Below are 25,505 nucleotides of genomic sequence, written 5' to 3' on the forward strand. Positions count from 1 at the left end.
ATGTCACAAAAAATATTATTAGACAAAATAAATATTCCTGGGATTAAAACCTACGAAGTGTATCGCCAAAACGGTGGTTATGCCTCTGTAGAAAAAGCCTTGAAAACATTAACCCCAGACGAAGTAGTCGAAGAAGTTAAAACTTCGGGCTTACGAGGTCGTGGTGGAGCAGGATTCCCAGCCGGAATGAAATGGAGTTTTATTGATAAAAAATCAGGAAAGCCAAGACATTTAGTTTGCAATGCCGATGAATCAGAACCAGGAACTTTCAAAGATCGTTACTTGATGGAATTTATCCCTCACTTATTGATTGAAGGAATGATTACTTCCAGTTATGCCTTGGGTGCCAACCGTTCGTACATCTACATTCGTGGAGAATACATGTGGGTTTATAAAATATTGGAAAGAGCCATTAACGAAGCAAAAGCTGCTGGATTTTTAGGTAAAAACATATTAGGATCTCGATTTGATTTAGAACTATACGTTCATTGTGGTGCAGGAGCTTACATCTGTGGTGAAGAAACCGCTTTGATCGAATCATTGGAAGGAAAAAGAGGAAACCCTCGCATCAAGCCACCATTCCCTGCAATTTCAGGGCTTTGGGCAAATCCTACCGTTGTAAATAACGTTGAAACTATATCTGCTGTGCCATGGATTGTAAACAATTCTGGTGCAGAATATGCCAAAATCGGTATTGGAAGATCTACAGGAACCAAATTAATTTCTGCTTCAGGACATATCAAAAACCCTGGTGTTTATGAAATTGAAATGGGACTAAGCGTTTATGAATTCATGAACTCCGATGAATATCTAGGAGGAATGAGCTCAGACAGACCATTAAAAGCATTTGTGCCCGGAGGAAGTTCTGTTCCTGTTTTACCGGCACATTTAATCTACAAGACAGCAGCAGGCGAAGATCGTTTGATGTCTTACGAATCCCTAAGTGATGGTGGTTTTGCTACTGGATCTATGTTAGGTTCCGGTGGGTTTATCGTGTACAACGACACCTCTTGTATTGTTCGTAATACATGGAATTTCTCTCGTTTCTATCATCATGAAAGTTGTGGTCAATGTACCCCATGTCGTGAAGGAACGGGTTGGATGGAAAAAGTTTTACACCGAATAGAGAATGGTCATGGACGTGAAGAAGATATTGAATTGCTTTTGAGCATTCAAAGCAAAATAGAAGGAAATACCATTTGCCCATTAGGTGATGCCGCAGCTTGGCCAGTAGCCGCAGCGATTCGTCACTTTAGAGAGGAATTTGAATACCATATCCGTTTCCCGGAAAAAATTAAAAATAGAGACCATTTCGTTGCTGAACCTTTCGAAAAAGTAAAGCATTTAGTTTCTAAAGTAGTGATTTAAGATTTTTGATTAACGATTTTAGATTGCAGATTGAGAGTTCAGATTATCAGAATTAAAGAGATACTCCTTGTGAGTTAAATATTGGGTAGAAAATGAAAGTAACCATAGACGGTCAAGAAATTGAAGTAGAAGCAGGAACAACCATCTTGCAGGCTGCGCGTATGATTGGTGGAGAAGTTGTTCCGCCAGCAATGTGCTATTATTCTAAACTAAAAGGGAGCGGTGGAAAATGCCGTTGTTGTTTAGTGGATGTAACCAAAGGTAGTGATGCCGACCCAAGACCTATGCCAAAACTAATGGCATCTTGTGTAACTGGTTGTCAAGACGGAATGGAAATTGCCAGCAAAGCATCGCCAAGAGTTCAAGAAGCAAGAAAATCGGTAACGGAATTTTTGTTAATCAACCACCCACTTGATTGCCCTATTTGTGATCAAGCTGGAGAATGTGATTTACAAAATTTAAGCTTTGAACACGGAAAATCAGCAACTCGTTTTATAGAAGAAAAAAGAACTTTTGAACCTGAAGATATAGGTCCGAATATTCAATTGCACATGAATCGTTGCATTTTATGTCAAAGATGTGTGCAGGTTGCGGATCAATTGACAGACAATAGAGTTCATGGAGTGATGGATCGTGGTGATCACGCCAACATTTCGACCTGTATTTCTAAAGCGATAGACAATGAATTCTCTGGAAACATGATTGACGTATGTCCAGTTGGTGCATTAACTGATAAAACTTTTAGATTCAAATCGAGAGTTTGGTTCAACAAACCGTATAACGCTCATAGAGATTGCGACAAATGTTGTGGAAAAACAACCGTTTGGATGTTCGGCAACGAAATTCAACGTGTTACGGGTCGTAAAGACGAATACCATGAAGTAGAGGAATTCATTTGTAACGGATGTCGTTTTGACCATAAAGAAGTTTCGGACTGGGTAATTGAAGGGCCGAGAGAATTCGAAAAAGATTCAGTTATTAATCAAAATAACTACACTCAAAAATTAGAAAAAGTAGAAATCGCTACTGAGAAAAACATTCTTTTGGGTAGAGATCAAGACAGAAAAAAAATCAGTATGGTAAGTAATCCATTAGATACTAACAACAAAAATTCTTAAGAAATGGAAAGTGCATTTATTATAGAAAAAAGTGTTGTTATCGTAGTTGTTTTTGCTCTTACGATGTTAATGGCAATGTATTCTACCTGGGCAGAACGTAAAGTGGCAGCTTGGCTACAAGATAGAATTGGACCTAACAGAGCTGGACCATGGGGTTTATTTCAACCTCTTGCCGATGGATTGAAATTATTTTCGAAAGAAGAATTTGAACCAAATACTCCTAATAAATTTTTATTTGTAGTAGGACCTGCCATTGCCATGAGTACTGCTTTGATGACCAGTGCCGTTATTCCTTGGGGAGACAAATTACATTTATTTGGTAGAGATATTATTTTGCAGGCTACTGACATTGACGTTGCCTTATTGTATGTTTTCGGAGTAATTTCACTTGGTGTTTACGGCATCATGATTGGTGGATGGGCATCAAACAATAAATTCTCTTTGTTAGGCGCCATTAGAGCAGCTTCTCAAATGGTTTCTTATGAAGTGGCTATGGGATTGTCTGTAATTGCATTATTGATGATGACCGGTACTTTGAGTTTAAGAGAAATATCTGCACAACAAGCGGGGATGAATTGGAATGTTTTTTACCAACCATTATCCTTTTTAATCTTTTTGATTTGTGCTTTTGCAGAAACAAACCGAACTCCTTTTGACTTAGCGGAATGTGAATCTGAATTAATTGGTGGATACCATACGGAATATTCATCCATGAAAATGGGATTCTATTTGTTTGCTGAATATGCGAATATGTTTATCTCCTCTACTATTCTTGCGGTTTTATTCTTTGGAGGATACAATTATCCAGGAATGGCATGGGCAGTTGAAAACTGGGGTGTAAATATTGCCAATGTAATTGGAATGATGGCTTTGTTTATAAAATTATGTGGCTTCATTTTCCTATACATGTGGGTTCGTTGGACTATTCCGAGATTTAGATACGATCAATTAATGCATTTGGGTTGGAGAATACTAATTCCGCTTTCCATAGTTAATATTATGATTACTGGAATTGTGCTTTTGAGAAGTGAAATAGCAGCTTATTTAGGATTTTAGTCTTTTCTTTTTTAAAGTTGAAAAAGTTAATGAATATTGTTTTTTTGAATTCTTACTAAATATGAGGTGGTCGCGAATTGTGACTAGTTAGAAATAACAAATAAAATGAATTTCAAATCTTGAAGTCGCAATTTGCGACTTCAAATAAAAAAAAGGTATCACAAATTGTGATACCTTAAAGTAAAAAGAAAGGGTTTTTGTTTAAAATTCAACCCCGTAATTAATATCTAACTTTCAAGTAAACAGCAGACTAACTAACATATCTTAAAGCACGACTAAAGGTATCGCAAATTGCGATACCTTATGTAAAAGATTACAAATTATAAAGCGCTAAAAAACTTGTGATTATGGATAAAATCATCATTCCTGACGAAATAATTTCTAATAAAATTTATTTAATCAGAAATCAAAAAGTGATGTTAGATAGAGACTTGGCAGAACTTTACGAAGTAAAGCCTTTTAGATTAAGGGAATCAGCAAATAGAAATATTGAAAAATTTCCAGAACACTTTATGTTTCAATTAAATCAAAATGAAGTGGACATTATGGTATCGCAAAATGCGATACCTTCAAGACAATCTCTTGGCGGTTCTCTTCCGTATGTTTTTACCGAACATGGAATATTGCAATTGTCTAATGTGGTAAAAAGTGAAAGAGCCACTCAAATGAGCATTAAAATAATAGAGATATTTGTAAGTTTGCGGGAGTTTATAAATAACAATTTGAGTGTAAAATTAGAAATTGAAGAAATAAAGAAGAAGTTGACGAATCACGACAAAAACATAGAATTGGTTTTTTCGTATTTGGATGAGTTGATGGAGAAACAAGACAATAAGATTGAAAGAAATAGAATTGGGTATAAAAACTAAAGTTAATTAGTTCCCGAATGCCCTAGCCCTGTCCCGATAGTTATCGGGAGAAGCGGCATCCTTTTATTTTTTCCTTTAAAAAATAAAAGATACAGCGGATAAGCAGTCCCGATAGTTATCGGGATAGCTTCAAATAAAAAATTATAAACAAGGGATTAAAATAGAGGATACGAATGTTTCGTTCCTCGCAATGACTAAAAAATGAGTATAGAAACCATATCCTTATCGGGAAGAAAAAAAGTGGTCTCCAACAAAGAGATGACTTTTTTGGAACGCTTGTATCTTGTAGCAATTTTCAAAGGCTTGATGATCACATTAAAGCATTTGTTTAGAAGAAAAGTGACCATTCAATACCCAGAACAAGTACGTGAAATGAGTCCGGTTTATCGTGGTCAACACATGTTGAAACGTGACGAACTAGGCAGGGAAAATTGTACTGCCTGTGGATTATGTGCTCTATCCTGTCCTGCCGAAGCCATCACTATGAAGGCTGCGGAACGCAAACCTGGTGAAGAGCTCTTATACCGAGAAGAGAAATATGCCGAAATATATGAAATCAATATGTTGCGTTGTATTTTCTGTGGATTGTGTGAAGAAGCCTGTCCAAAAGACGCAATTTACCTAACGATTTCAAAAGAATTGGTTCCATCTAGTTACGATAGAGAAGATTTTATTTTCGGAAAAGACAAACTAGTTATGCCATTGGAAATGGCTATGAAAAACGCTCAACTTAAAAACGATAACTAATGTCAACAGTACTTATTATATTTTGCGTATTGGCAGCCATCACTTTATCTACTGCCTTTTTAACCATTTTTAGTAGAAACCCAATACACAGCGCTATTTATTTAGTGATTTGTTTTTTCTCAATAGCTGGACATTATTTATTGTTGAATGCTGAATTTTTGGCCATTGTACACGTCATTGTTTATTCTGGAGCCATCATGATTTTGTTTCTATTTACGATCATGTTGATGAATCTAAACGAACAAGATGAAGTGCATAAACCGAGATTTACCAGATTGGGGGCGATCGTTTCCTTTTGTTTAGTTTGTTTGGTTTTGATAAAAATCTTTATCGATTCTAAACCTATTGTAGAATACGATTATACCGGTGAAGATTACCAATCAATTAAAGTTTTGGGTAAAGTACTATTGAACGAATATATGGTTCCATTTGAATTTGCTTCTATCTTACTTTTGGTTGCCATGATTGGAGCGGTATTATTGTCTAAAAAAGAAAAACTAGAAAAATAATGAACAATATTTTAACTCAGATAGGTATAGAAAACTATATCTTCCTAAGCGTAACGCTTTTTTGTATCGGTATTTTTGGAGTTTTGTACAGACGAAATGCCATTATTGTTTTTATGTCTATTGAAATTATGTTGAATGCCGTAAACTTATTGTTTGTTGCATTCTCAACCTACCATCAGGATGCACAAGGACAAGTATTTGTATTCTTTTCGATGGCTGTTGCCGCTGCTGAAGTTGCTGTAGGATTGGCAATATTAGTATCGATATTTAGAAACATAGGATCAATTAGTATCGATAATTTAAAAAACTTAAAAGGATAAATGGCAATGGATACCAATTTAGCTTTAGTCTTAGTATTAGCTCCTTTTTTAGGATTTTTAATCAATGTTTTTTTCGGTAAAAACTTAGGAAAGTCCCTTTCGGGAATTATAGGAACATTATCTGTAGTTGTTTCATTTGTGGTTACTATTTGCTTTTTCTTGCAAATCAACCAAACCAAACAGCCTATTCAAATTGATTTATTTGATTGGATACAAATTAGCAATTTCAAGGTAAACTTTGGATTCTTATTGGACCAATTGTCTCTTTTGTGGTTGATGTTTGTAACAGGTATTGGGTCTTTGATTCATCTATACTCTATCAGTTATATGCATGACGATGAGAAAGTACATTCTTTCTTTGCTTATTTGAATCTCTTTATCTTCTTTATGATCACACTTGTAGTTGGAAACAACTTATTGGTAATGTTCATTGGTTGGGAAGGTGTTGGACTTTGTTCTTACCTATTAATTGGATTTTGGTATAAAAACCAAGATTTTAATGATGCTGCAAAAAAGGCATTCATTATGAACAGAATTGGAGATTTAGGTTTGCTAATTGGGATTTTCATCCTTGGTAGTATGTTCTCCACTTTGGATTTTGCTACTTTGAAAACAGCAATTGCCGGAGCTACAAATCTAGATACTTTTTGGTTGAGCATCGCTGCTTTTGCATTATTCATCGGGGCTTGTGGAAAATCTGCACAAATTCCTTTATATACATGGCTACCTGATGCGATGGCTGGACCTACGCCAGTTTCGGCATTGATCCACGCTGCTACGATGGTAACTGCTGGTATCTTTATGGTTACCCGATTGAACTTTATCTTCGACTTAACACCATACGTTCAAAACATAATAGCCATAATAGGAGCTGTAACGGCATTGGTTGCTGCAACGATTGGTTTGCTTCAAAATGATATTAAAAAAGTGCTGGCCTACTCTACTGTTTCTCAATTGGGATTAATGTTTTTGGCTTTGGGATTAGGGGCTTATGAAGTAGCTGTTTTTCACGTAATCACACACGCTTTCTTCAAAGCTTGTTTATTCTTGGGATCAGGATCTGTAATTCATGGTTTGCATGGAGAACAAGACATGCGTAAAATGGGCGGTTTGAAAAAAGCGATGCCAATTACGTTTTGGACTATGCTTATTGCTTCACTAGCGATTTCTGGAGTTCCTTTCTTTTCTGGATTTTTCTCTAAGGATGAGATTTTAATGGTGGCTTTCAAACATAATATTCCACTTTGGTTTATTGGAACTATTGCTTCTGTAATGACCGCTTTCTATATGTTTAGATTGATGTTCTTAACTTTCTATAATGACTTTAGAGGAACTGAAGAACAAAAGCATCATTTACACGAAAGCCCAGCTTTAATCACTTTCCCTTTGATTGTTTTGGCTATTTTGGCAACTATTGGAGGTTTAATCAGTTTGCCTTTCGCTGAATACAATTGGTTGAATGGCTATTTGGCTCCACTTTTTGCGAAAGCAACTACAGAAGAACACGGTTTAGGTTTCACAGAATATTCATTAATGGGAATTGCGGTTATTGGCGCTTTCTTAGGAATTTTGATTGCTTATAGAAAATACATCAAACAAAATACAGTACCAACCGAAGATGCTCAGATAACTGGACTTTCAAAAGTACTTTACAATAAATATTATGTCGACGAAATCTATGATGCCTTATTTGTAAACACTACAAACGGTTTATCAAGATTCTTTAGAGACTATGTAGAAACAGGAATTTCATCCCTAGTTTTTGGATTAGGAAAAGTAACCAGTGAACTTAGTTTTCAAGGCAAAAAATTGCAGAATGGAAGTGTTGGACTATACCTATTTGCTTTTGTTTTAGGCATGTGTGCCATTGTTTCATTTTTATTTCTCGCTCAATAATTTATACTATGAATGTATCTCTCATATTAATCATCCTTTTAGTTGGCGCATTTGCAACTTATTTAGCTGGTGACAAACTCGCTTCAAAAGTGGCGTTGTTTTTTGGATTAGCGGCATTGGGTTGCTCTATTGTTTTGTTGAATCATTTTAATTTGGGTGAAAACATCAGCTATATAAGCCAATGGATTACACTGCCTAAAGTTTCATTTGCATTAAAAGCGGATGGTATATCGATAGCAATGCTTTTATTGACGACAGCATTAACTTCTATAATTATATTTTCTTCTTTCGGGAATGACTATAAAAACTCAAAAGCATTTTATGCCTTGATTTTGTTTATGTCTTTTGCCATGGTAGGAACATTTTTAGCCAGCGATGGTCTTTTATACTACATCTTCTGGGAATTATCATTAATACCAATTTATTTCATTGCCTTGATTTGGGGTAACGGAGATGCCGAAGAACGTAAAAAAGCTGTGGTTAAATTCTTTATCTACACCCTTGCCGGTTCTTTATTCATGCTTATTGCATTTGTTTATTTGTACCAAAAAGCGGGAAGCTTCTTAATTGAAGATTTATACAAACTAAACTTAACCCTAGCCGAACAAAAATGGATTTTTACTGCTTTCTTTTTAGCATATGCTATTAAGATTCCATTAATCCCTTTTCATACTTGGCAAGCAAATGTGTACCAAAAAGCACCAACTGTTGGAACCATGCTTTTGTCAGGTATTATGTTAAAAATGGGATTGTATAGCGTTATTCGTTGGCAATTACCTCTTGCGCCATTAGCAGCCAAAGACTATATGTTTGTATTCATCGGAATAGGAATTGCAGGTGTTATCTATGGTTCTATAGTGGCTTTGAGACAAAAAGATTTGAAAAAACTATTGGCTTATTCTTCCCTTGCTCACGTTGGATTAATCGCTGCTGGAACCTACACTCTTACTCTTGATGGTTTTAGAGGAGCGGTTTTGCAAATGATTGCTCACGGATTTGTGGTAGTAGGATTGTTCTTTGCTGCTGAAATTATTTTTAGAAGATACGAAACTAGAGTTATTGCGGAGATGGGCGGAATTCGTTCACAATCGCCAAAATTCACTTCTATGTTTTTGCTTTTGGTATTGGCTTCTGTGGCTTTACCAACTACTTTTAACTTTGTTGGAGAATTCACGGTTTTATACAGCCTTTCACAAATTAACGTTTGGTTCGCTGTTTTGGGAGGTACTACTATTATTTTAGGAGCTTACTATATGTTGAAAATGTTTCAACATGTAATGCTTGGTGAAACCAATACTAAAATATTTAAAGACGTTACGTTTAATGAGGGGTTAACCATGGTAATCATTATAGCAGTATTGTTCTTTTTTGGGATGTATCCAAAACCAATCAATGATTTGATAACACCAAGTCTTGTAGAGATCTTAAAAGTAATCAACAGAGTTTAAGAATTTGATTTTAGAATGAAGATTAACGATTTTTGATTTGAGATTTTACATCGCATTAAAAACAAATCATTCAGTTATAAAAAATTAAATACAGTAAAAATATAATAAAAATTAGGCAAATACGAACTTTACGATGTCGCAAATTATTAATGCTGAATCTAAAATCTAAAATCCTAAATCAAAAATTTAAAAATGACAACATTAATAGCTATAATAGGATTAGGTGTTTTATGCCTTATATTTGAAATTTTCGATTTCAGAAAAGCAATTATTCCAATAACGATTATTGGTTTATTGGCCATTCTGGGTCTTACGGTTTCCGAATTTAATTCTCCTGCGAGTTACTATAACAATATGATTATAGTAAACAAATTCTCGGTTTCTTTTTCCTCTTTATTCATCGTGCTTACCTTGTTCTTGGTAGCCTTGAGTCATAATTTCTACGAAAACCATCAATCCAAACTTTCCGATTTTATTGCCATAAAAATATTCCTTTTATCAGGAGCTGTTGCAATGGTATCTTTTGGAAATCTAGCGATGTTCTTTTTAGGAATCGAAGTACTATCTATTTCTCTTTATGTTCTTGCAGCAAGCAGCCGAATGAATATAAAAAGTAACGAAGCGGGAATGAAATATTTCTTGATGGGATCATTTGCATCGGGAATTATCCTTTTTGGGATTTGTTTGATTTATGGTGCCATGGGATCATTTGACATCGTAGAAATTAGTGAAATGTCACAATCTGCTGAGTTACCAATTTGGTTCCCAATTGGAATTGTATTGGTTACTATTGGAATGTTATTTAAAATTGCCGCTGTACCTTTTCACTTTTGGGCTCCCGATGTTTACGAAGGTTCTCCTACATTGACAACTGCATTAATGAGTACCTTAGCAAAAGTTGTTGCTATTGCCACTTTATACAAATTATTAACGGCATTACATGCTGATGTTAATTATTCCTTTCAAATAGTTATAGTTGTTATTTCAATTGCCTCTATGACTGTGGGTAATATTATGGCATTAAGACAGACTAATGTTAAACGTATGTTGGCTTTTTCAGGAATCTCGCATGCTGGTTTTATGTTGATGACATTATTAAGCTTATCAACATCTGCTGGAAGTTTGTTGTACTATACAACTGCATATTCATTAGCTGGTATCGCTGCTTTTAGTGTAATCTTATACGTTTGTAAAAACAAAGAAAACGAAGACATTGTCAACTTTCATGGATTGGGAAAAACAAATCCATTGTTGGCGGCTATCCTAACTGCTTCTTTACTTTCTATGGCAGGTATACCTATTTTTGCAGGTTTCTTTGCCAAATTAGTTTTGTTCAGTCAAACAATTCAGGCGGGTTATTTAGTAGTGGTTATATTTGCTGTTATCAACTCCATCATAAGCGTTGGTTACTACTTTAAATTGATTTTGGCGATGTACACCAAAGAGCCAAACGAAGAACGTAAAGGAAAACCTTTCTTAATTTATGCTGTTGCTGTAATAGCTATTGTTTTGAATATCATTTTGGGAATGTTTCCTTCATTGGTATTGGATTTATTGGCATAAAAGCACAAAACTCTTATATACAGAAACCCATCAATTTTGATTGCGATCAAAATTGATGGGTTTCTCTGTATTTATGCCGTTGTATATTTCATTTTAGCTGTTTTTCTTGCCTAATTTGGAATACTAAACGGTATCAATTATTAAATCTAAATATTCACTCACGTAAAAAACAGTACGGAAAGTATAAAATCTAGATAAAAAAAAACAAGTAGATATACTCGCTAAAAATAGAAATTCACTTACTAAATTTGTTTGACATTTATTTTTTAAAACAAATGCATTTACAAAATGGAGTAATCTGAAAATCCTAATAACAAATAGAGTAAGAAAAATTAAAACCTAAAAATTATGGCAACAGCTACATTTAAATGGACATTAGAACCATATGAAGCACAAGGAAATCTGTGGATAAAATGGAGTACCAATGCTCCTTTTAGAGCTCAACAAGGGCAAATTCACGTTTACGACACAGAGCACTTCCCTACAAATCCACAGGATGATACTAAAAAATGGTCATGGGATGATCAAAATAATCATAACTGGAACACTGGTTTACCGTGGGGAACAAATTGGTATTGTGCATACATTGCAGAAAAGCCTTCAAACGGTCCTTATGCCTATGTAGTACAGTCAATAACTAGTAAAGAAATGGGACCAGACGTTGCAAAGAATGCGGAAGTTGTGTAAGCTAAATTAAAAAAAGCAAATACAGTTCTGTAACTAAAAACAACCGTTACAAACAAATTATTTATTTGCTCAAAAAATTAAATTTACACTATTGCCCAACTAGCATCTAATCCAGAGAATAGATTGCTTGCTGCAAGTTGAACAAAGAAGCATACCATTTAGACAAATAAAAAAAGTCTATCTCAAAATTTTGAGATAGACTTTTATATTTATACTATTTCCTCTCTAATAACCAAAGCATCCTACAAGCAAACATTCTTTAACTTCCTAGATACTATCTAAAAAGAGGTTGTTTCAAAAATTTAAAACAACCTCTTTTTTTTATACACTATTCTAACTTAAATTAAAAATCACTGAATGCCAGTCACAGTAAGGTTAGATGATTGCCAAATAGTTTGTCTTGCCACATGTTGCATCGCTGCATCCATGCGATTGGATTGCCCTACAGTAAACATTTTATAACAACCTCCAGCACCGGCATAGCCCATATAATTTTCAACATTCACGCGTTTCGCTGCGCAATTGGTTTGAGTAGAACAATTATCGGCACTTGTGGCTTGAGGTGTATCACAAACTTTGTCTCCTGTAGTTGAACATAAACTTTCATTACCTACAGAACATCCATCTTGGAAAGAGTGAATTAAATTTAACCAATGTCCAAATTCGTGGGAAAGTGTTGATGCAAATTCAGGATCAGTATTGCCATATAAATATCTTCCGTTATAAACTATACGGGCAATTTTACTATCAGACATAGCCTTGTCCGGATACCAGGCAACCCCAGAATTGTTCAGTTGATTGTTTGCATATAAATCCAATTGAATATATACATTACAGTATTTGTAATTATCCCATGCATCAGCCTGAATTGCTTTTATGGCAGTTGGCTTTGTGCCACCAAAACCCTTAGCATTAGGATGGTAAATAATCCCTGTCGTAGGATTTCCATTTGGATCCTTTTGGGCTAATTTAAAAGTAACATTGAATGTGGAACGGATAGCCTGAAAGAATGGATCAACAGAACCGTAATCCGGATTTAGCCCGTGAAAATCATCATTCACTTTTTGCAATGCTGTTATAATAGTTTGGTCATTTACCGTTTTACCTGCAAAGTCAGTCCCATAAACATGAAAGACAACAGGTATCGCATAGCTCCCTGCAAGAGCCTTACTGGTAGAAAGTCTCTTGATTCGATTTTGTGTAAAAACATCAAAACTTTGCATTTGTGCAAGAGCCACGGGATTTTTAGCATAATACTGCGTCATCATTTCATCAGAAAGACATTTACCGCTAGGCTGGTCATTTCCCGCTTCGAGATTAGAGGACGCCTTTTCTTGCTCACAGCTTAAAGCCATAAGCGCAAGGACCGAATAAAAAAGGATTTTTTTCATTTTTTTGTGGTTTTTGGTAGTTAATAAAAAATATTCAAAAATTAGAATAGTATAATAAACATTGAAAAACATACTCACATAACGAGCCTAAATTAATACTTGAAAACAAATACAACTCACTCCCCAAAAATAAAAAAGGATGCCTATAAAAAATAATACATCCACTTTCATCCAACTAAACTGTTTCGAAACATTCCGTTCTAACCGCTTCTACTTCATCAACAGTTATCGGTAAACGCTCTCCGATTTGTTGATATCCATCTTCTGTGATTAAGAAATCTTCTTCGACACGAATACCGCTAAAATCACGGTATCCATCTAGAGCATCATAATTGATAAATTCGACAAACTTATTCTCTGCTTTCCATTGATCCATAAGTTGTGGAATCATATAAATTCCGGGTTCTACCGTTAAGGTAAATCCAGGTTCAAGAGTACGTCCCAAACGCAATGATTTCATACCAAACTGAGTACTTTTTTTCAAAGTATCGGTATAACCAACATATTGTTCACCTAAATCTTCCATGTCATGCACGTCTAAGCCTATCATGTGACCCAGCCCGCATTGAAAAAACAAAGCATGAGCTCCTGCAGCAACAGCGTCTTGAGCATTCCCTTTCATCAAACCAAGCGACTGCATTCCCTCTACTATTTTTAGGCAAGCGGTTAGATAGACGTCTTTATAAAGTACGCCTGGCTTCAACATGTCAATTGCGGCATTATGGGAGTTCAATACTATCTCGTACACCTCTCTTTGCTTGGAAGTAAATTTTTCGCCTACTGGAAAAGTACACGTAAGATCTCCCGCATAATTCATATCATTGCTGGCACCCGCGTCGCATAAAATCATTTGTCCTTCACGAATGGTGTTGCCACTGTACAAATTATGCAACGTTTCCCCATGTATGGTAACTATGGGATTGAATGAAATAGCGCTATTATTCGCATACGCCACTTCTTTTACTTTGGCCATAACCTCATATTCTTTCATCCCGGGTTTTGCATAACGCATAGCAGCCAAATGCATTTTTCCGCTAGTCAATGTCGCCTGATGCATTTCGGCAACTTCACGAGCTTCTTTATAGGAACGCTGACTTACGATTGCCTTAATCAAAGTAACCGAAACCAATTCCGCTAAACCACGAATTGGTACGCCAAACCATTCTGATAATTTGATTTTGTTCTCAGGTCTATAAGGAGGAAGAATATGTACTTTTCTGCCTAAAGCCAAAGCTGATTTTATCTTCTGTTCGATAGCATTATAAGGGCGAGTAACCGTTACACCAACTTCTAGCGCCATTTCACTAATGGAAGGCAAAGATCCTGTCCAGACGATATCGTCAATCGTTAGTTCGTTACCGAAAATAATTTCCTCTCCGCTTTCAATATCAATAACAGCAACAAGTCCCGTAGTGTTTAACCCGAAATAATAAAGAAAGTTGCTGTCTTGCATGTATGGGTACCAATTGTGTTCGTAGTTCATACTACTTTCCTCATTCCCCATTAAAACGATCAAACCTGAACCAACATTTTTTTTTAAAACGGAACGTCTGTTTACGTAAACTGATTTTTCAAATAATCTAAATTGCATCCTATCTTTTTTATAATTACTGTAATCCGCACTTTACGGATAACATTTTTATCTTTTTGTCTAAAACACGGTCTCTTCAACAGGAAAAATAGTTTTCCTTTCAAAAAAACCATAAAGTAAAAGTCAAATTTAGAACAACCAATCAATAAAAATCAATATAAAATTATCTGAAACTAGTGAAATATAGGCTCAAATACAAACAAAGGCTTATTCTTAAAAATCAGATTCCCAATAAAAACCTAAAACAAAAACAGTGGTAACTATTCAGCCTAACAAAAATTCTACACGTCCCGATGGTTATCGGGATTCAAGAATTAACACGAATTCAGGATCAAAATTGAATCTAATTTCTTTATCTAATGCCGGAAAACTCAAATTATCAACCCATAAAGGTGACAGAAGAAAATGAATTAATCATTTGGGGAATTGTGACGTACGTTATAAAAAAAGTGTAAAGCAGAAATAAATCCGCTTTACACTTATAAAATAATTTTAACTAACAAAATTATCTCTTACCAAAAAATTGAATATAGTGCCACTAGAATCCCGCCTATAATCATACAACCTACGGCAAAACCGTTGTTGACCTTAAACATTTTAGTGTCAACTTCTAATCCTTTTACAACAACTCCTCTTTTGTTGTCTATTAAACTAATGACAATCATTAACAAAACACATATCCCGAATACAAACCCCATTCTGTCTATAAAAGGAATTTCATAAGCCAATGTTTTATCTTTTTGCTCTACCAAAACAGCAAATCCGGTGCTATTCAAGAATTCTAAATTCATTACTCTAGGCAAGAATTTAAAAATTACCGATAATACAAAACCTCCAATTGTAGCAAACATTGCTGCATTTGAACTAGTCTTTTTCCAGAAGAACCCCAGAATAAACATTGCAAAAATACCAGGGCTCACAAATCCAGTGTACTCCTGAATAAACTCGAAACCCCCTTTTTTATCAATTCCTAAAAACGGAGCGATTATCACCGCAATTAACATCGCCGCAACAACGGTTATTTTCCCTACTTGTACCATTTTCTTTTCACTGGCGTCAACTTGAATTTTTTTCTTGAAAATATCCAAAGTAAAAATGGTCGCAATACTATTTACTTTTCCTGCCAAAGACGCAACAACTGCCGCGGTTAATGCCGCAAAAGAAAGTCCTTTTAATCCAACTGGCAACAAATTCAGTAATACAGGATAAGCTCTATCTGGGTTCAAAACACCATCCGCTCCCAACAATTCCGTCTGTAGTCCCCCTTTCATGTGAATCACATAAGCAGCAATACCAGGCAAAACGACAATCACTGGCATTAATAATTTTAAGAAAGCAGCAAATAAAATTCCGCTACGCGCCGTTTTTAAGTCGGCACCCAAAGCCCTTTGAGTAATATATTGATTACAACCCCAATAATTTAAATTCACAATCCACATACCACCAAACAATACCGTTAATCCTGGTAAACTAGGAAAATTTGCGTTGTCTTTTTTGAATATCATGTGAAAATGATCTCCCGATTGACTCATCATATAGTTAAACCCACTTACCATTCCGCTTTGTCCGTTTAATTCGGCTACCTTGTCTAAGGCTAAATAAGTGGTCACCAAACCTCCGAAAATCAAAAACACAACCTGAATAACATCAGTGTACCCAATTACTTTCATTCCACCAAGGGCAATTACAATGGCAAAAAATGCTAATCCGTACATGCATAGATCAACCTGAATACCAGAAATCCCATTAATGGCCAATGCTCCCAAATAAAGGATAGAAGTTAAGTTTACAATTACATAGAGCAACAACCAAAAAACAGCCATAATCATAGCAACGTTTCCATTGTATCTTTCGCTCAAAAACTGAGGCATGGTATAAATTTTATTCTTTAAGTAAACTGGAATAAAAAAAACAGCAACAATTATCAGTGTAGCAGCGGCCATCCACTCGTAGGTTGCGATGGCAAGTCCCATTTTGAAACCATTTCCGGACATCGCTATAAACTGTTCAGAAGAAATGTTTGAGGCTATCAATGAGGTTCCTATTGCCCACCAAGTCAAAGACCCCTCGGCCAAAAAATAGTCGTGGGAAGCGGTTAAATTAGCACTTTTCTTTCGTCTATAAACCGAATACCCGTATCCTGCCACTATAAAAAAATAGATTAAAAAAACTAGGTAATCATACAATTGCAATGTTTTCATTGGTTTATTCTTTTTTGGTTAATTTTTAAATTATTCTAACTGTTTAACATCATTATACATTCCTAACCTTCTGCTCCCATTTCCATGCACTAGCTATGGCTTCTTCTAAAGTTGATTGTGTTTTCCAACCGAGAATATTGCTCGCTTTGTCTGTATTGGCAAAAGCCGAAGTGATGTCTCCCTCTCTTCTATCGACAATTTTATAGGCTAATTTTTGTTCGCTTACTTTTTCGAAAGCATTAATAACTTCCAAAACCGAACTTCCCGTACCTGTCCCAAGATTAAACGTTTCTATTTTGTCTACATTTTGGCAGTTTAATAATCGTTGCAAAGCAACCACATGCGCCTTAGCCAAATCGACAACATGAATGTAATCCCGTATGCAAGTCCCATCATTTGTTGGGTAATCTCCTCCGTAAACCGACAGTTCTTTTCGCAAACCAATTGCCGTTTGAGTAATAAACGGCACTAAGTTTTGGGGCACTCCAATAGGTAATTCTCCTATTTCAGCTGATGGATGTGAACCAATCGGATTAAAATAGCGAAGCAAAATAGCATTTATATTGCTTACTTTGGCCACATCAGTTATGATTTCTTCGCCAATTTGCTTTGTATTTCCATACGGCGACATGGCTGGCTTAATCGGTGCATTTTCGTTAATTGGCATTGTTTCAGCTTGTCCATAAACCGTACAAGAAGAGCTAAAAATAAAATGAGCCTCTGGTTTTTGCTCCAACTCCTGAAGCAGATAGATTAAGGTATTAATGTTGTTTTCATAATACAGTAAGGGTTTCTCTACACTTTCTCCCACTGCTTTTGAGGCAGCAAAATGAATGATACTGGCAACATCAGTATGCCTTTTGAAAAAATCTTGAACCGATGTTTTCTCCCTCAAATCTAGCTTTTCAAAAACAGGTGTTTTACCTGTTATAGCCACTATTCCTTTTAGAACTTCTTCGGATGAATTAGAAAGATTATCGATAATTACAACTTCAAAACCTTCGTTTTGCAACTCAACTACCGTATGAGAACCAATAAAACCTAAACCGCCTGTAACTAAAATTTTCATAATTTCTTTTTATAATGAATATCCGATTGTTCTTTTAATAATGTCGCACTTTTCTCTGCTGTAATATCCCTTTGTGCTTCTCCCATCATTTCGTAACCAACCATAAATTTTTTGACCGTTGCCGAACGCAATAAAGGCGGGTAAAAATGCATGTGAAATTGCCATTCTGTATGTTCCTCTCCATCGGTAGGGGCTTGATGAATTCCTGACGAATAAGGGAAAGACGTACTAAAAAGATTATCGTATTTCGTTGTCAACTGTTTCAAAATGGTTGCGAATGCAGTCACTTCATTCGTCGTAAAATCGGTAATTTTAGTAATATGTCTTTTGCTAATAATCATGGTTTCGTATGGCCAAATCGCCCAAAACGGAACCAATGCGGCAAAATGTTCATTTTCGATTACAATGCGTTCGCTTTTTTTTAATTCGGCTTGAAGATAATCCTGTAACAGATTACTTCCGTTTTTTTCGAAATATTCTTTTAGATTGTGTTGCGTTTTTTCGACTTCGGTTGGCAAGGACGATTGCGCCCAGATTTGTCCGTGCGGATGTGGATTACTGCACCCCATGACACTTCCTTTGTTTTCAAAAATCTGAACGTGATTGATATAATCAATTTTGCCTAAATCAGTATATTCTTTTTGCCAAGTTCGAATAATATTTTCAATCCCATCAACTTCCATTTCTGGTAATGTAAGGTCGTGTCTTGGCGAAAAGCAAACCACTCTAGAAATTCCTCTTTCGGGTTGTGCCTTAAAAAAAGTTTGTTTGATGTCGTCTTCAAATGCTATTTCGTCTTGCTTCATGGCGGCAAAATCATTTTCGAAAACAAAAGAACTTTCGTAGTCTGGATTGTTCATTCCATTGGCACGAACATTTCCTGGGCACAAATAACAAGTTGGATCATATTCTGGTAATTTTTCGACAGAAATAGTTTCGTTCTGACCTTGCCAAGGACGTTTGGCACGATGTGGCGAAACCAAAACCCATTCGTTGATTAACGGGTTAAAACGTCTGTGTGGATCTTCGTTGATGTCAAAATTTTTCATTTAATTCTGGTTGTTATAAAGTGATGTTCCGTTTCCGATTTTTACATCATAAATTTTTAATTCTATTCCCAATTCATCAAAATAAAGTGCTGCAAATTTTTCTTTAACAGCTTCTTCATTTCCTTTTTTAATTAAATTAATGGTACAACCACCAAAACCACCACCCATTAATCGGGAACCAATTACGGTTTCTTCATTTTTCGCCAACGCTACTAAAAAGTCTAATTCGACACAACTTACTTCGTATTCTTTTGATAAACCATCGTGCGTTTCAAAAAGCAATTGCCCTAAATATTCAATATTTCCGTTATCCAAAGCCTTGCAAGCTTGTGTAACACGATTGATTTCTTTTACCACAAAATGGACTCTTTTAAAAATAGTATCACTCATTTTATCTTGAATACTCAAAAGCTGTTCTTCGGTACAATCTCTGAAACTTTGTACTTCTGGGAAATGAGTTTTGATGATCGAAAGTCCTTCCTCGCACTCCACTCTTCTCGTATTATATTCAGAGGTAAAAAGAGAATGTTTTACATTACTATCAAACAAAACCAAAGAATAATCTTTAAAATCAGCATTATGATATTCAAATTCTAAAGTGTTACAGTCTAATTTGATCACTTTATCTGTTAATCCATGAACGCTAGAAAACTGATCCATGATACCACAATTGATACCCACCCAATGTTCGGCTTTTTGTCCCATTAATGCAATATCCACTTTGGGAATCGAAAGATTAAAGAGTTCCTTGATTCCAAAAATGGTTCCACATTCCAGAGCTGCCGAAGAGGACAATCCAGAACCAACAGGAATATTACTGCTAAAAACACAATTGAAACCTTCGAATAAAAAGCCATTATCTTGCAGTTGCTTGATTACCCCCAAAATATAATTCGTCCAAACGACATCGCTTAATTGAATATCTTTAGTCAAATCAACTTCAAATTCTTCGTCTAAATCGATGGCGATAATTCTCGATTTTTTGGAGTTGTTTTTCTCGAAAGCAAAACAAATTACTTTATCAATTGCAGCTGGCAAAACATAGCCGTCGTTATAATCAATATGCTCGCCTATAATGTTGATTCTCCCTGGGGAAAGCACCGTTTTTTCGGGCGAGGAACCAAAAGCTTCTTCAAAAAAGGCAGTCGTTTTTTTTATTAATATATCATTCATTCTTTTTAAGTTTAATCAGCATACTCGGCAAAACCCTATTAGTTCTTGCTTTTTATGGCTGTATTCTAAAATAAACAGCATAAATTTTCAACCATATAAGTCATATAAGAAAGCTTAAATGAACTTATAAACGATATGAGTTCATTCAAGAAAAAAAGTGAACTTATATAACTTATACCCGCACTGAACGATGTTGAAGTGTGTTTAAAATATACCGAACTATATTTCCGTAATTTCTAGAACTACACTCGTTTCAACCTTTGATGAAGAAACTCGCAAACCAACATTCATCAAGTAATCTCCCGTAAAAGATTCCCCGGATTCTTCAAGATATTTCTTTCCTTCTGGCATTACATTTATCTCCTCTACTTTGTAGGTTTTATTAGGGTCTAAACCTTGAAAACGAACTGAATTGTACTGCGGGTCGTAAAGCGGATGAAGGGTATAAGAGAATAACACCGCCTTACTTTTGGTCTCGTTAACATACATCAATACCGCACGGCTTTCCTCATAAGGAGAAATAAGTCGGTACATGTCGCCTTGCCAAATTACAGGGCTTAATCTCTTATAATTGGCAACTGCATCCTGACAATATTTCAATTCTTTTTCTTTAAGTTCTCTCACATTAATATCAAACCCTAATTTACCCATCATAGCCACATCTGTTTTGAATTTAATGGATTGATTACCCCAAGAGGTAACGTGATTACAAATTGAAAAGGCTGGGAAAAACTGTGAATACCCCCATTGTATGAATACACGATTGAATGGATCTGTATTGTCACTTGCCCAAAACTCAGTGAAATACTTAAGAAATGCATAATCCGTTCTACCCCCTCCACCTGAGCAAAGCATCATCGGCAGATTGGGATATTTTGTTTTAATTCGGTCTAAAACTTTGTACAAACCGTTGGTGTAATCAATAAACAAATGTGATTGTTGATTCTTTAGATAGGTTGAATAAGCATTGGTCATCATTCGGTTACAATCCCATTTAAAAAAGGCCACACCCGAATTGGTTTGCATAATGTCATCTACGGTTTTAAATACAAAATCTTGCACTTCTGGATTGCATAAGTCCAACACCAATTGGGTACGGTAATAACTCTCCGCTCTATTAGGCAGTTTCAAAACCCAATCAGGATGTTTCTCGTATAATTCACTTTTGGGATTTACCATCTCCGGCTCGATCCAAATTCCGAATTTCACCCCTGTTTTCTCTGCTTCTTGCATCAAGAAACCTAAACCATTCGGCAATTTTGTTTTGGTAGCTTGCCAGTCTCCCAAACCTGATTTGTCGCCGCTTCTAGGATACTTGTTGCCAAACCAACCGTCATCCAACAAAAACATATCAACTCCTAATGTCTTTGAGTCCGTAAACATGTCTGTCAATTTCTTTTCATCAAAGTTGAAGAAGGTCGTTTCCCAATTATTTAATAACGTCAAGCGGGGTTTTTCTCCATCTTTAATTCCGTATTTTCTAGCCCATGAATGCAAGCTTCTACTCGCCTGCCCTTTTCCTTTATTTGAAAAAGTATAAATAAACGAAGGCGTGGTAAATATTTTCCCAGGCTGAAGACTGTATTCGGAAGCAAATGGATTGATTCCAGAAGTTACTCGAAGTGAGTTCTTATTATCCAATTCGAAAGCGAGTTTAAAATTCCCTGACCAGGCAATAGTTCCTGCTACAAGTTCTCCCGAATTTTCATCCGCTTTTGAATTAAGCGACAGAAAGAAAACTGGCGTTTGATACATATTGTTACGAACTCCTAGTTTCGAGTCAATAACCTTAGTGCCACTTGTCAATTCGCTTTCCTGCATGCGAACTTCCTTGGCCCAATCTCCATGAAATTGGGTTAACCAATACTGATCGGCATCAAAATGCAACATCGAAGACGCATAATTGTAGAGCATAACGGGTTTCTTTTCGTGATGCTGAATTTCAGTCCATTGCTCAATTACGTTTTCATTATAAAAAGCTTTATAATGAAGCGTCACTTCTACCGGATATACAGGATCTTTTAATTTTATAATCGTTTCACTGGTGTTACCATCAATTTTTTCTGTACGATGACTCACATAAGTTAATTCCAAAGATGGATTGCCATCATTATGAGTCATTCGGATTGCCGACTCAAATAAATTGTCCGTTCCATATGTTGGATACGCTTGGTGTCTTAAATTAACCAACGGGTTTCCGTCATTTATCACAAATGATTTTGTGTTTTCCTTTGAAAGTGTATTGTATCCATAATTACCTTTAAGCTTTGTTCCTAAATATGCTTGATAAAGCAAGCCATTCTTTCCTGCTTTTAAAATCAAAGCTGTACTTTGGGTTTCAATCTGAATTTGTCCATCTTGCGCATTAGCTTCACAAAACAAGGTTGTAAATGCCAATAGAAGTATTATTTTTTTCATAGAAATTTGTCAGTAATAGTAAGTGGTTGTTTTATTTAAAAAATTTCAAATTTATATATGGTTTTTTGCCCATAGATTGCGTTCTTCTTTAGAACCGAACTCGGAAAATGTTTGTGATTGGGAGCGTCAGGAAAATTTTGGGTTTCAAAACAAATACCGCTTAAAGAATGGTAAAGCATATTTTCTTTTCCTTTAATGGCTTCACAATTACCGCCCACATAAATATGAACGGCTGGTTGATCTGTATAAACCGACATTTTCACCTTGTTTTTTTCGCTAAAAAGCGAAGCTGCCAGTTTTTTATCTTTGTTCAAGATAAAAGTAGTATCGATTTTGGCTGGACATTTTTTGAATGATAAAAAATCAAAAGAAGAATTAGCAACATCTAAAAACTTACCAGTTGGAATATTCTCATTTGTCGTTTCTAAAATTTCTTTAGAATTAATGCTCATTTCTAAGTTAGAAACATCTGAATAGTGTCCATCCAAATTAAAATAGCTGTGATGGGTTAGGTTTACAATTGTATCTTCAGTAGATGTTGCATGGTATTCAATAATCAATTCATTTTCTTCGGATAAAGTATAGGTTAGTTCTACCGATAAATCTCCTGGATAATTTTCATCATTATTTTGACTGGAATACACTAAAGTAATCGATGGATTATCTCCGTGATTGATGCTCTTAATATCCCAAACTACTTTACTGAAACCCAAATTTCCGCCATGAAGAGAATGAATATTGTTATTGATATTCAAACCAAATATTTTTCCATTCAATTCAAAAGTGCCATTATTGATGCGACCCGCAAATCGACCAATCGTTGCACCCAGATATGGTGCGCTTTCTAAATCAAATGATTTTAGATACCCCTCTAAATTGTCAAATCCTAAAACAACATCAACTATTTTATCTTTATCTAAAGGAATTTTTAAGGATGTTATAGTCGCCCCATAATTAATAACCTTTAATTGCATTCCATTTCTATTGATCAATACACAAGAATAAACAGCGGCGCCATTAGGCATTATCCCAAATAATTCTGATGCGAAATCCATAATAAAATGCGGTATCTTTTTTATTTCCATTGTTTAGTTGTGAAAAATGAAATCCAAAAATAGAACAATCCTATTTATCAACATACCAGTGCCTACCAGTTTTTTTTATATCTTGCAAAAAAATACAGTTTTATGAAATGAGCATGACCGTAAATTGGTCGCAAACACCAATGATGATATGCGACTCGAGCGATAGCGAACAGGCGAAGCAATTACTCCCGATAGCTATCGGGAGACCTATAAAAAAATAATAAATATCTCCATATGAAAATCATCTCAATTCAAAACAACCTAGGAATACCTAAATACAAACAGATTGTTTATTCTGTTGAAAAGGCCATCGAGGAGAAAAAATTAAAAAAAGACGAAAAATTACCTTCGATAAATAAAGTCTGTATTGCCTTTTCCTTGTCAAGGGACACCGTATTACAGGCCTATGAAGAGCTAAAAAAGAGAGGCATCATTTATGCCATTCTTGGGAAAGGCTATTATATAAAAAGTCTGGAAGTCACCATAAAACAAAGGATCTTCTTATTGTTTGACGAATTGAATATCTTTAAAGAAGACATCTATAATTCGTTTCTGGAAAATATAGGCGAAAATGTTCAAGTCGATATTTTTTTCCACCACTTTAATTATGAGATGTTCAAAAAATTAATAACCGAAAGCAATGGTAATTATACGAAGTACATAATAATGCCTACGAATTTACCCAATACTGCCGAAGTTATAAAAACCCTACCAGTGAATGAGGTATTTATATTAGATCAAACCAATTCGGAACTAGAATCGTATCCCGCTGTATATCAAAATCACAAGAAAGACATTTATGATGCCTTGCTAAAGGGAAAATCCCATTTAAACAAATACAAAAAACTAATTTTAATTTTTCCGGGTTTCAGAGAACCCGTGGGAATGAAAAAGGGTTTTGAGAATTTTTGCCATGATTATTCTTTCGAATATGAAGTGATAACAAAATTTAAAGGTAGAGAAATCAAGACGGGAGAAACTTATATTATTCCCAATGATAGGGACTTGGTCGATATCATAGAGCAATCAAAACTCCAAAATTTAAAATTGAGTGAAGATTTTGGAATTATTTCATACAATGAAACTGTTCTCAAAAAGATTGTAGGAAACGGCATTACCACCATTTCAACCGATTTTGAGGCGATGGGAAGAATATTGGCCGAAATGATTCTAAATGGCAAAAAGGAGCAAATAGAAAACAAATGCACTTTGATCATTAGAAATTCACTGTAGCAGATAAAAACTGTTGATCATGCGAATCAAGAGTTCAAATGTGCCGTTAGGCACTAAACATTGGTAGAAAAATAATTTCACCCGCATTTTTTGTCCCGTTAGGGACTAAACAATCTCTTTTCATATCTAATTGCACTAAATGTATAGTCCCTACGGGACATGTGCTTATTGCTAATTTAATTCACTACCAATATTTAGTCCCTAACGGCACAAAAACAGATTTTCAACCCTTGATTCGCATTAATCTCTTTTTTTAAACAAAAAAATAATCCATTTCAAAATTAATACACTCTAAAAGTATGTGTTTTTTTGTAACATCCTTATAATTAATCGTAAAAAATTAGACTAACCGTAAAGTAGATTTAAATTTAAACAAGCTTAGTCTTACACCAAAATCTAATTCATTTACTGGTATGGTTTTAAACGCCTAAATATTCTAGACAATAACAAAGCTTTAACAATAATAATTAATGATACTATATTACCCACTTAAAAGCTTTTATAGAGCAATGATTTTTAATACAATAACACACAAAAATAACTACCAAATCTTCATGTTTTATCCATTTTTTCAGGAATGAATTACAAAATACATATGTAAAATATAGCATTTGGCACATCGAAAATTGTCTTTGTTTTATTGCCATTCCCATATTTTTTCTTCAATATACTCTAAAAACCGAATAAACAAAACCACCCTCTTTTATTCCTAGC

The 25,505-nt window shown here is 35.1% G+C and carries 20 protein-coding genes and 1 pseudogene; 13 read left to right on the forward strand and 8 right to left on the reverse strand.

Annotation, left to right across the window (positions count from 1 at the left end; genetic code table 11):
• From nuoF to FNW52_RS15540, 11 genes are all read left to right on the forward strand, one after another.
• Positions 1-1,368: an NADH-quinone oxidoreductase subunit NuoF gene (nuoF, locus tag FNW52_RS15490; RefSeq protein ID WP_143378340.1), complete on the forward strand. Its 1,368-nt coding sequence runs from the start codon at positions 1-3 to the stop codon at positions 1,366-1,368.
• A 92-nt stretch (positions 1,369-1,460) separates the two neighbouring features.
• The gene (locus FNW52_RS15495; RefSeq protein WP_143378341.1) at positions 1,461-2,486 is read left to right on the forward strand and encodes a 2Fe-2S iron-sulfur cluster-binding protein; all 1,026 of its coding nucleotides are present in this window, start codon (positions 1,461-1,463) and stop codon (positions 2,484-2,486) included.
• A gap of 3 nt (positions 2,487-2,489) precedes the next feature.
• A complete protein-coding gene (gene nuoH, locus FNW52_RS15500; protein WP_143378342.1) occupies positions 2,490-3,542 on the forward strand; it encodes an NADH-quinone oxidoreductase subunit NuoH in 1,053 nt (350 codons plus the stop codon).
• A 347-nt stretch (positions 3,543-3,889) separates the two neighbouring features.
• On the forward strand, positions 3,890-4,411 hold the full coding sequence (locus FNW52_RS15505; RefSeq protein ID WP_143378343.1) for an ORF6N domain-containing protein: 522 nt from the start codon (positions 3,890-3,892) through the stop codon (positions 4,409-4,411).
• 201 nt (positions 4,412-4,612) lie between these two features.
• Positions 4,613-5,158 carry an NADH-quinone oxidoreductase subunit I gene (locus tag FNW52_RS15510; protein ID WP_143378344.1) on the forward strand — a complete coding sequence of 182 codons (546 nt, stop codon included), beginning with the start codon at positions 4,613-4,615 and terminating at the stop codon, positions 5,156-5,158.
• Positions 5,158-5,667 carry an NADH-quinone oxidoreductase subunit J gene (locus FNW52_RS15515; protein WP_116763997.1) on the forward strand — a complete coding sequence of 170 codons (510 nt, stop codon included), beginning with the start codon at positions 5,158-5,160 and terminating at the stop codon, positions 5,665-5,667. Before FNW52_RS15510 ends, FNW52_RS15515 begins: the two co-directional genes overlap by 1 nt.
• Positions 5,667-5,987, forward strand: coding sequence for an NADH-quinone oxidoreductase subunit NuoK (gene nuoK / locus FNW52_RS15520; RefSeq protein WP_116763998.1), 321 nt, complete (start codon positions 5,667-5,669; stop codon positions 5,985-5,987). Before FNW52_RS15515 ends, nuoK begins: the two co-directional genes overlap by 1 nt.
• Positions 5,988-5,993: 6 nt before the next feature.
• On the forward strand, positions 5,994-7,883 hold the full coding sequence (gene nuoL, locus FNW52_RS15525; RefSeq protein ID WP_143378345.1) for an NADH-quinone oxidoreductase subunit L: 1,890 nt from the start codon (positions 5,994-5,996) through the stop codon (positions 7,881-7,883).
• An 8-nt stretch (positions 7,884-7,891) separates the two neighbouring features.
• On the forward strand, positions 7,892-9,331 hold the full coding sequence (locus FNW52_RS15530) for a NuoM family protein (RefSeq protein WP_143378346.1): 1,440 nt from the start codon (positions 7,892-7,894) through the stop codon (positions 9,329-9,331).
• Positions 9,332-9,523: 192 nt separating this feature from the next.
• Positions 9,524-10,894 carry an NADH-quinone oxidoreductase subunit N gene (locus FNW52_RS15535; protein ID WP_143378347.1) on the forward strand — a complete coding sequence of 457 codons (1,371 nt, stop codon included), beginning with the start codon at positions 9,524-9,526 and terminating at the stop codon, positions 10,892-10,894.
• Between the two features lie 348 nt (positions 10,895-11,242).
• Positions 11,243-11,581 (forward strand): hypothetical protein, encoded by a 339-nt coding sequence (locus FNW52_RS15540; RefSeq protein ID WP_143378348.1) that lies wholly within the window; start codon positions 11,243-11,245, stop codon positions 11,579-11,581.
• Positions 11,582-11,931: 350 nt separating this feature from the next.
• Here FNW52_RS15540 and FNW52_RS15545 read toward each other — a convergent pair whose 3' ends face one another.
• Together FNW52_RS15545 and FNW52_RS15550 are read right to left on the reverse strand one after the other, a co-directional pair.
• Entirely contained in the window at positions 11,932-12,972 is a 1,041-nt protein-coding gene (locus FNW52_RS15545) for a M43 family zinc metalloprotease (RefSeq protein ID WP_143378349.1), read from the reverse strand.
• Positions 12,973-13,147: 175 nt separating this feature from the next.
• Positions 13,148-14,563, reverse strand: coding sequence for an aminopeptidase P family protein (locus tag FNW52_RS15550; protein ID WP_143378350.1), 1,416 nt, complete (start codon positions 14,561-14,563; stop codon positions 13,148-13,150).
• A 350-nt stretch (positions 14,564-14,913) separates the two neighbouring features.
• Between FNW52_RS15550 and FNW52_RS21325 the strand changes: the two are divergent.
• Positions 14,914-15,018: pseudogene (locus FNW52_RS21325) on the forward strand (LexA family protein); the annotation flags it as partial.
• Between the two features lie 57 nt (positions 15,019-15,075).
• Here the strand turns inward: FNW52_RS21325 and FNW52_RS15560 are convergent.
• From FNW52_RS15560 to FNW52_RS15585, 6 genes are all read right to left on the reverse strand, one after another.
• Positions 15,076-16,764 carry a sodium/sugar symporter gene (locus FNW52_RS15560; RefSeq protein WP_143378351.1) on the reverse strand — a complete coding sequence of 563 codons (1,689 nt, stop codon included), beginning with the start codon at positions 16,762-16,764 and terminating at the stop codon, positions 15,076-15,078.
• A gap of 52 nt (positions 16,765-16,816) precedes the next feature.
• Positions 16,817-17,833 carry a UDP-glucose 4-epimerase GalE gene (galE, locus tag FNW52_RS15565; protein ID WP_143378352.1) on the reverse strand — a complete coding sequence of 339 codons (1,017 nt, stop codon included), beginning with the start codon at positions 17,831-17,833 and terminating at the stop codon, positions 16,817-16,819.
• Positions 17,830-18,882: a UDP-glucose--hexose-1-phosphate uridylyltransferase gene (locus FNW52_RS15570; RefSeq protein ID WP_143378353.1), complete on the reverse strand. Its 1,053-nt coding sequence runs from the start codon at positions 18,880-18,882 to the stop codon at positions 17,830-17,832. Before FNW52_RS15570 ends, galE begins: the two co-directional genes overlap by 4 nt.
• Positions 18,883-20,055 carry a galactokinase gene (gene galK, locus FNW52_RS15575; protein ID WP_143378354.1) on the reverse strand — a complete coding sequence of 391 codons (1,173 nt, stop codon included), beginning with the start codon at positions 20,053-20,055 and terminating at the stop codon, positions 18,883-18,885.
• A 219-nt stretch (positions 20,056-20,274) separates the two neighbouring features.
• Entirely contained in the window at positions 20,275-22,473 is a 2,199-nt protein-coding gene (locus FNW52_RS15580; protein ID WP_143378355.1) for an alpha-galactosidase, read from the reverse strand.
• Positions 22,474-22,508: 35 nt separating this feature from the next.
• Positions 22,509-23,558, reverse strand: a complete 1,050-nt coding sequence (locus FNW52_RS15585) for an aldose epimerase family protein (protein ID WP_143378356.1) — start codon at positions 23,556-23,558, stop codon at positions 22,509-22,511.
• Positions 23,559-23,792: 234 nt separating this feature from the next.
• Between FNW52_RS15585 and FNW52_RS15590 the strand changes: the two genes are divergently transcribed.
• Positions 23,793-24,791, forward strand: coding sequence for a GntR family transcriptional regulator (locus FNW52_RS15590; protein WP_143378357.1), 999 nt, complete (start codon positions 23,793-23,795; stop codon positions 24,789-24,791).
• Positions 24,792-25,505 lie beyond the last annotated feature (714 nt).

The sequence above is a fragment of the Flavobacterium sp. ZT3R18 genome (assembly GCF_007097385.1).
Taxonomy (GTDB): Bacteria; Bacteroidota; Bacteroidia; order Flavobacteriales; family Flavobacteriaceae; genus Flavobacterium.

Coding starts and splice junctions, on each gene's coding strand:
- nuoF (WP_143378340.1), top strand. CDS start 1: ATGTCACAAAAAATATTATTAGACAAAATAAATATTCCTGGGATTAAA.
- FNW52_RS15495 (WP_143378341.1), top strand. CDS start 1,461: ATGAAAGTAACCATAGACGGTCAAGAAATTGAAGTAGAAGCAGGAACA.
- nuoH (WP_143378342.1), top strand. CDS start 2,490: ATGGAAAGTGCATTTATTATAGAAAAAAGTGTTGTTATCGTAGTTGTT.
- FNW52_RS15505 (WP_143378343.1), top strand. CDS start 3,890: ATGGATAAAATCATCATTCCTGACGAAATAATTTCTAATAAAATTTAT.
- FNW52_RS15510 (WP_143378344.1), top strand. CDS start 4,613: ATGAGTATAGAAACCATATCCTTATCGGGAAGAAAAAAAGTGGTCTCC.
- FNW52_RS15515 (WP_116763997.1), top strand. CDS start 5,158: ATGTCAACAGTACTTATTATATTTTGCGTATTGGCAGCCATCACTTTA.
- nuoK (WP_116763998.1), top strand. CDS start 5,667: ATGAACAATATTTTAACTCAGATAGGTATAGAAAACTATATCTTCCTA.
- nuoL (WP_143378345.1), top strand. CDS start 5,994: ATGGATACCAATTTAGCTTTAGTCTTAGTATTAGCTCCTTTTTTAGGA.
- FNW52_RS15530 (WP_143378346.1), top strand. CDS start 7,892: ATGAATGTATCTCTCATATTAATCATCCTTTTAGTTGGCGCATTTGCA.
- FNW52_RS15535 (WP_143378347.1), top strand. CDS start 9,524: ATGACAACATTAATAGCTATAATAGGATTAGGTGTTTTATGCCTTATA.
- FNW52_RS15540 (WP_143378348.1), top strand. CDS start 11,243: ATGGCAACAGCTACATTTAAATGGACATTAGAACCATATGAAGCACAA.
- FNW52_RS15545 (WP_143378349.1), bottom strand. CDS start 12,972: ATGAAAAAAATCCTTTTTTATTCGGTCCTTGCGCTTATGGCTTTAAGC.
- FNW52_RS15550 (WP_143378350.1), bottom strand. CDS start 14,563: ATGCAATTTAGATTATTTGAAAAATCAGTTTACGTAAACAGACGTTCC.
- FNW52_RS15560 (WP_143378351.1), bottom strand. CDS start 16,764: ATGAAAACATTGCAATTGTATGATTACCTAGTTTTTTTAATCTATTTT.
- galE (WP_143378352.1), bottom strand. CDS start 17,833: ATGAAAATTTTAGTTACAGGCGGTTTAGGTTTTATTGGTTCTCATACG.
- FNW52_RS15570 (WP_143378353.1), bottom strand. CDS start 18,882: ATGAAAAATTTTGACATCAACGAAGATCCACACAGACGTTTTAACCCG.
- galK (WP_143378354.1), bottom strand. CDS start 20,055: ATGAATGATATATTAATAAAAAAAACGACTGCCTTTTTTGAAGAAGCT.
- FNW52_RS15580 (WP_143378355.1), bottom strand. CDS start 22,473: ATGAAAAAAATAATACTTCTATTGGCATTTACAACCTTGTTTTGTGAA.
- FNW52_RS15585 (WP_143378356.1), bottom strand. CDS start 23,558: ATGGAAATAAAAAAGATACCGCATTTTATTATGGATTTCGCATCAGAA.
- FNW52_RS15590 (WP_143378357.1), top strand. CDS start 23,793: ATGAAAATCATCTCAATTCAAAACAACCTAGGAATACCTAAATACAAA.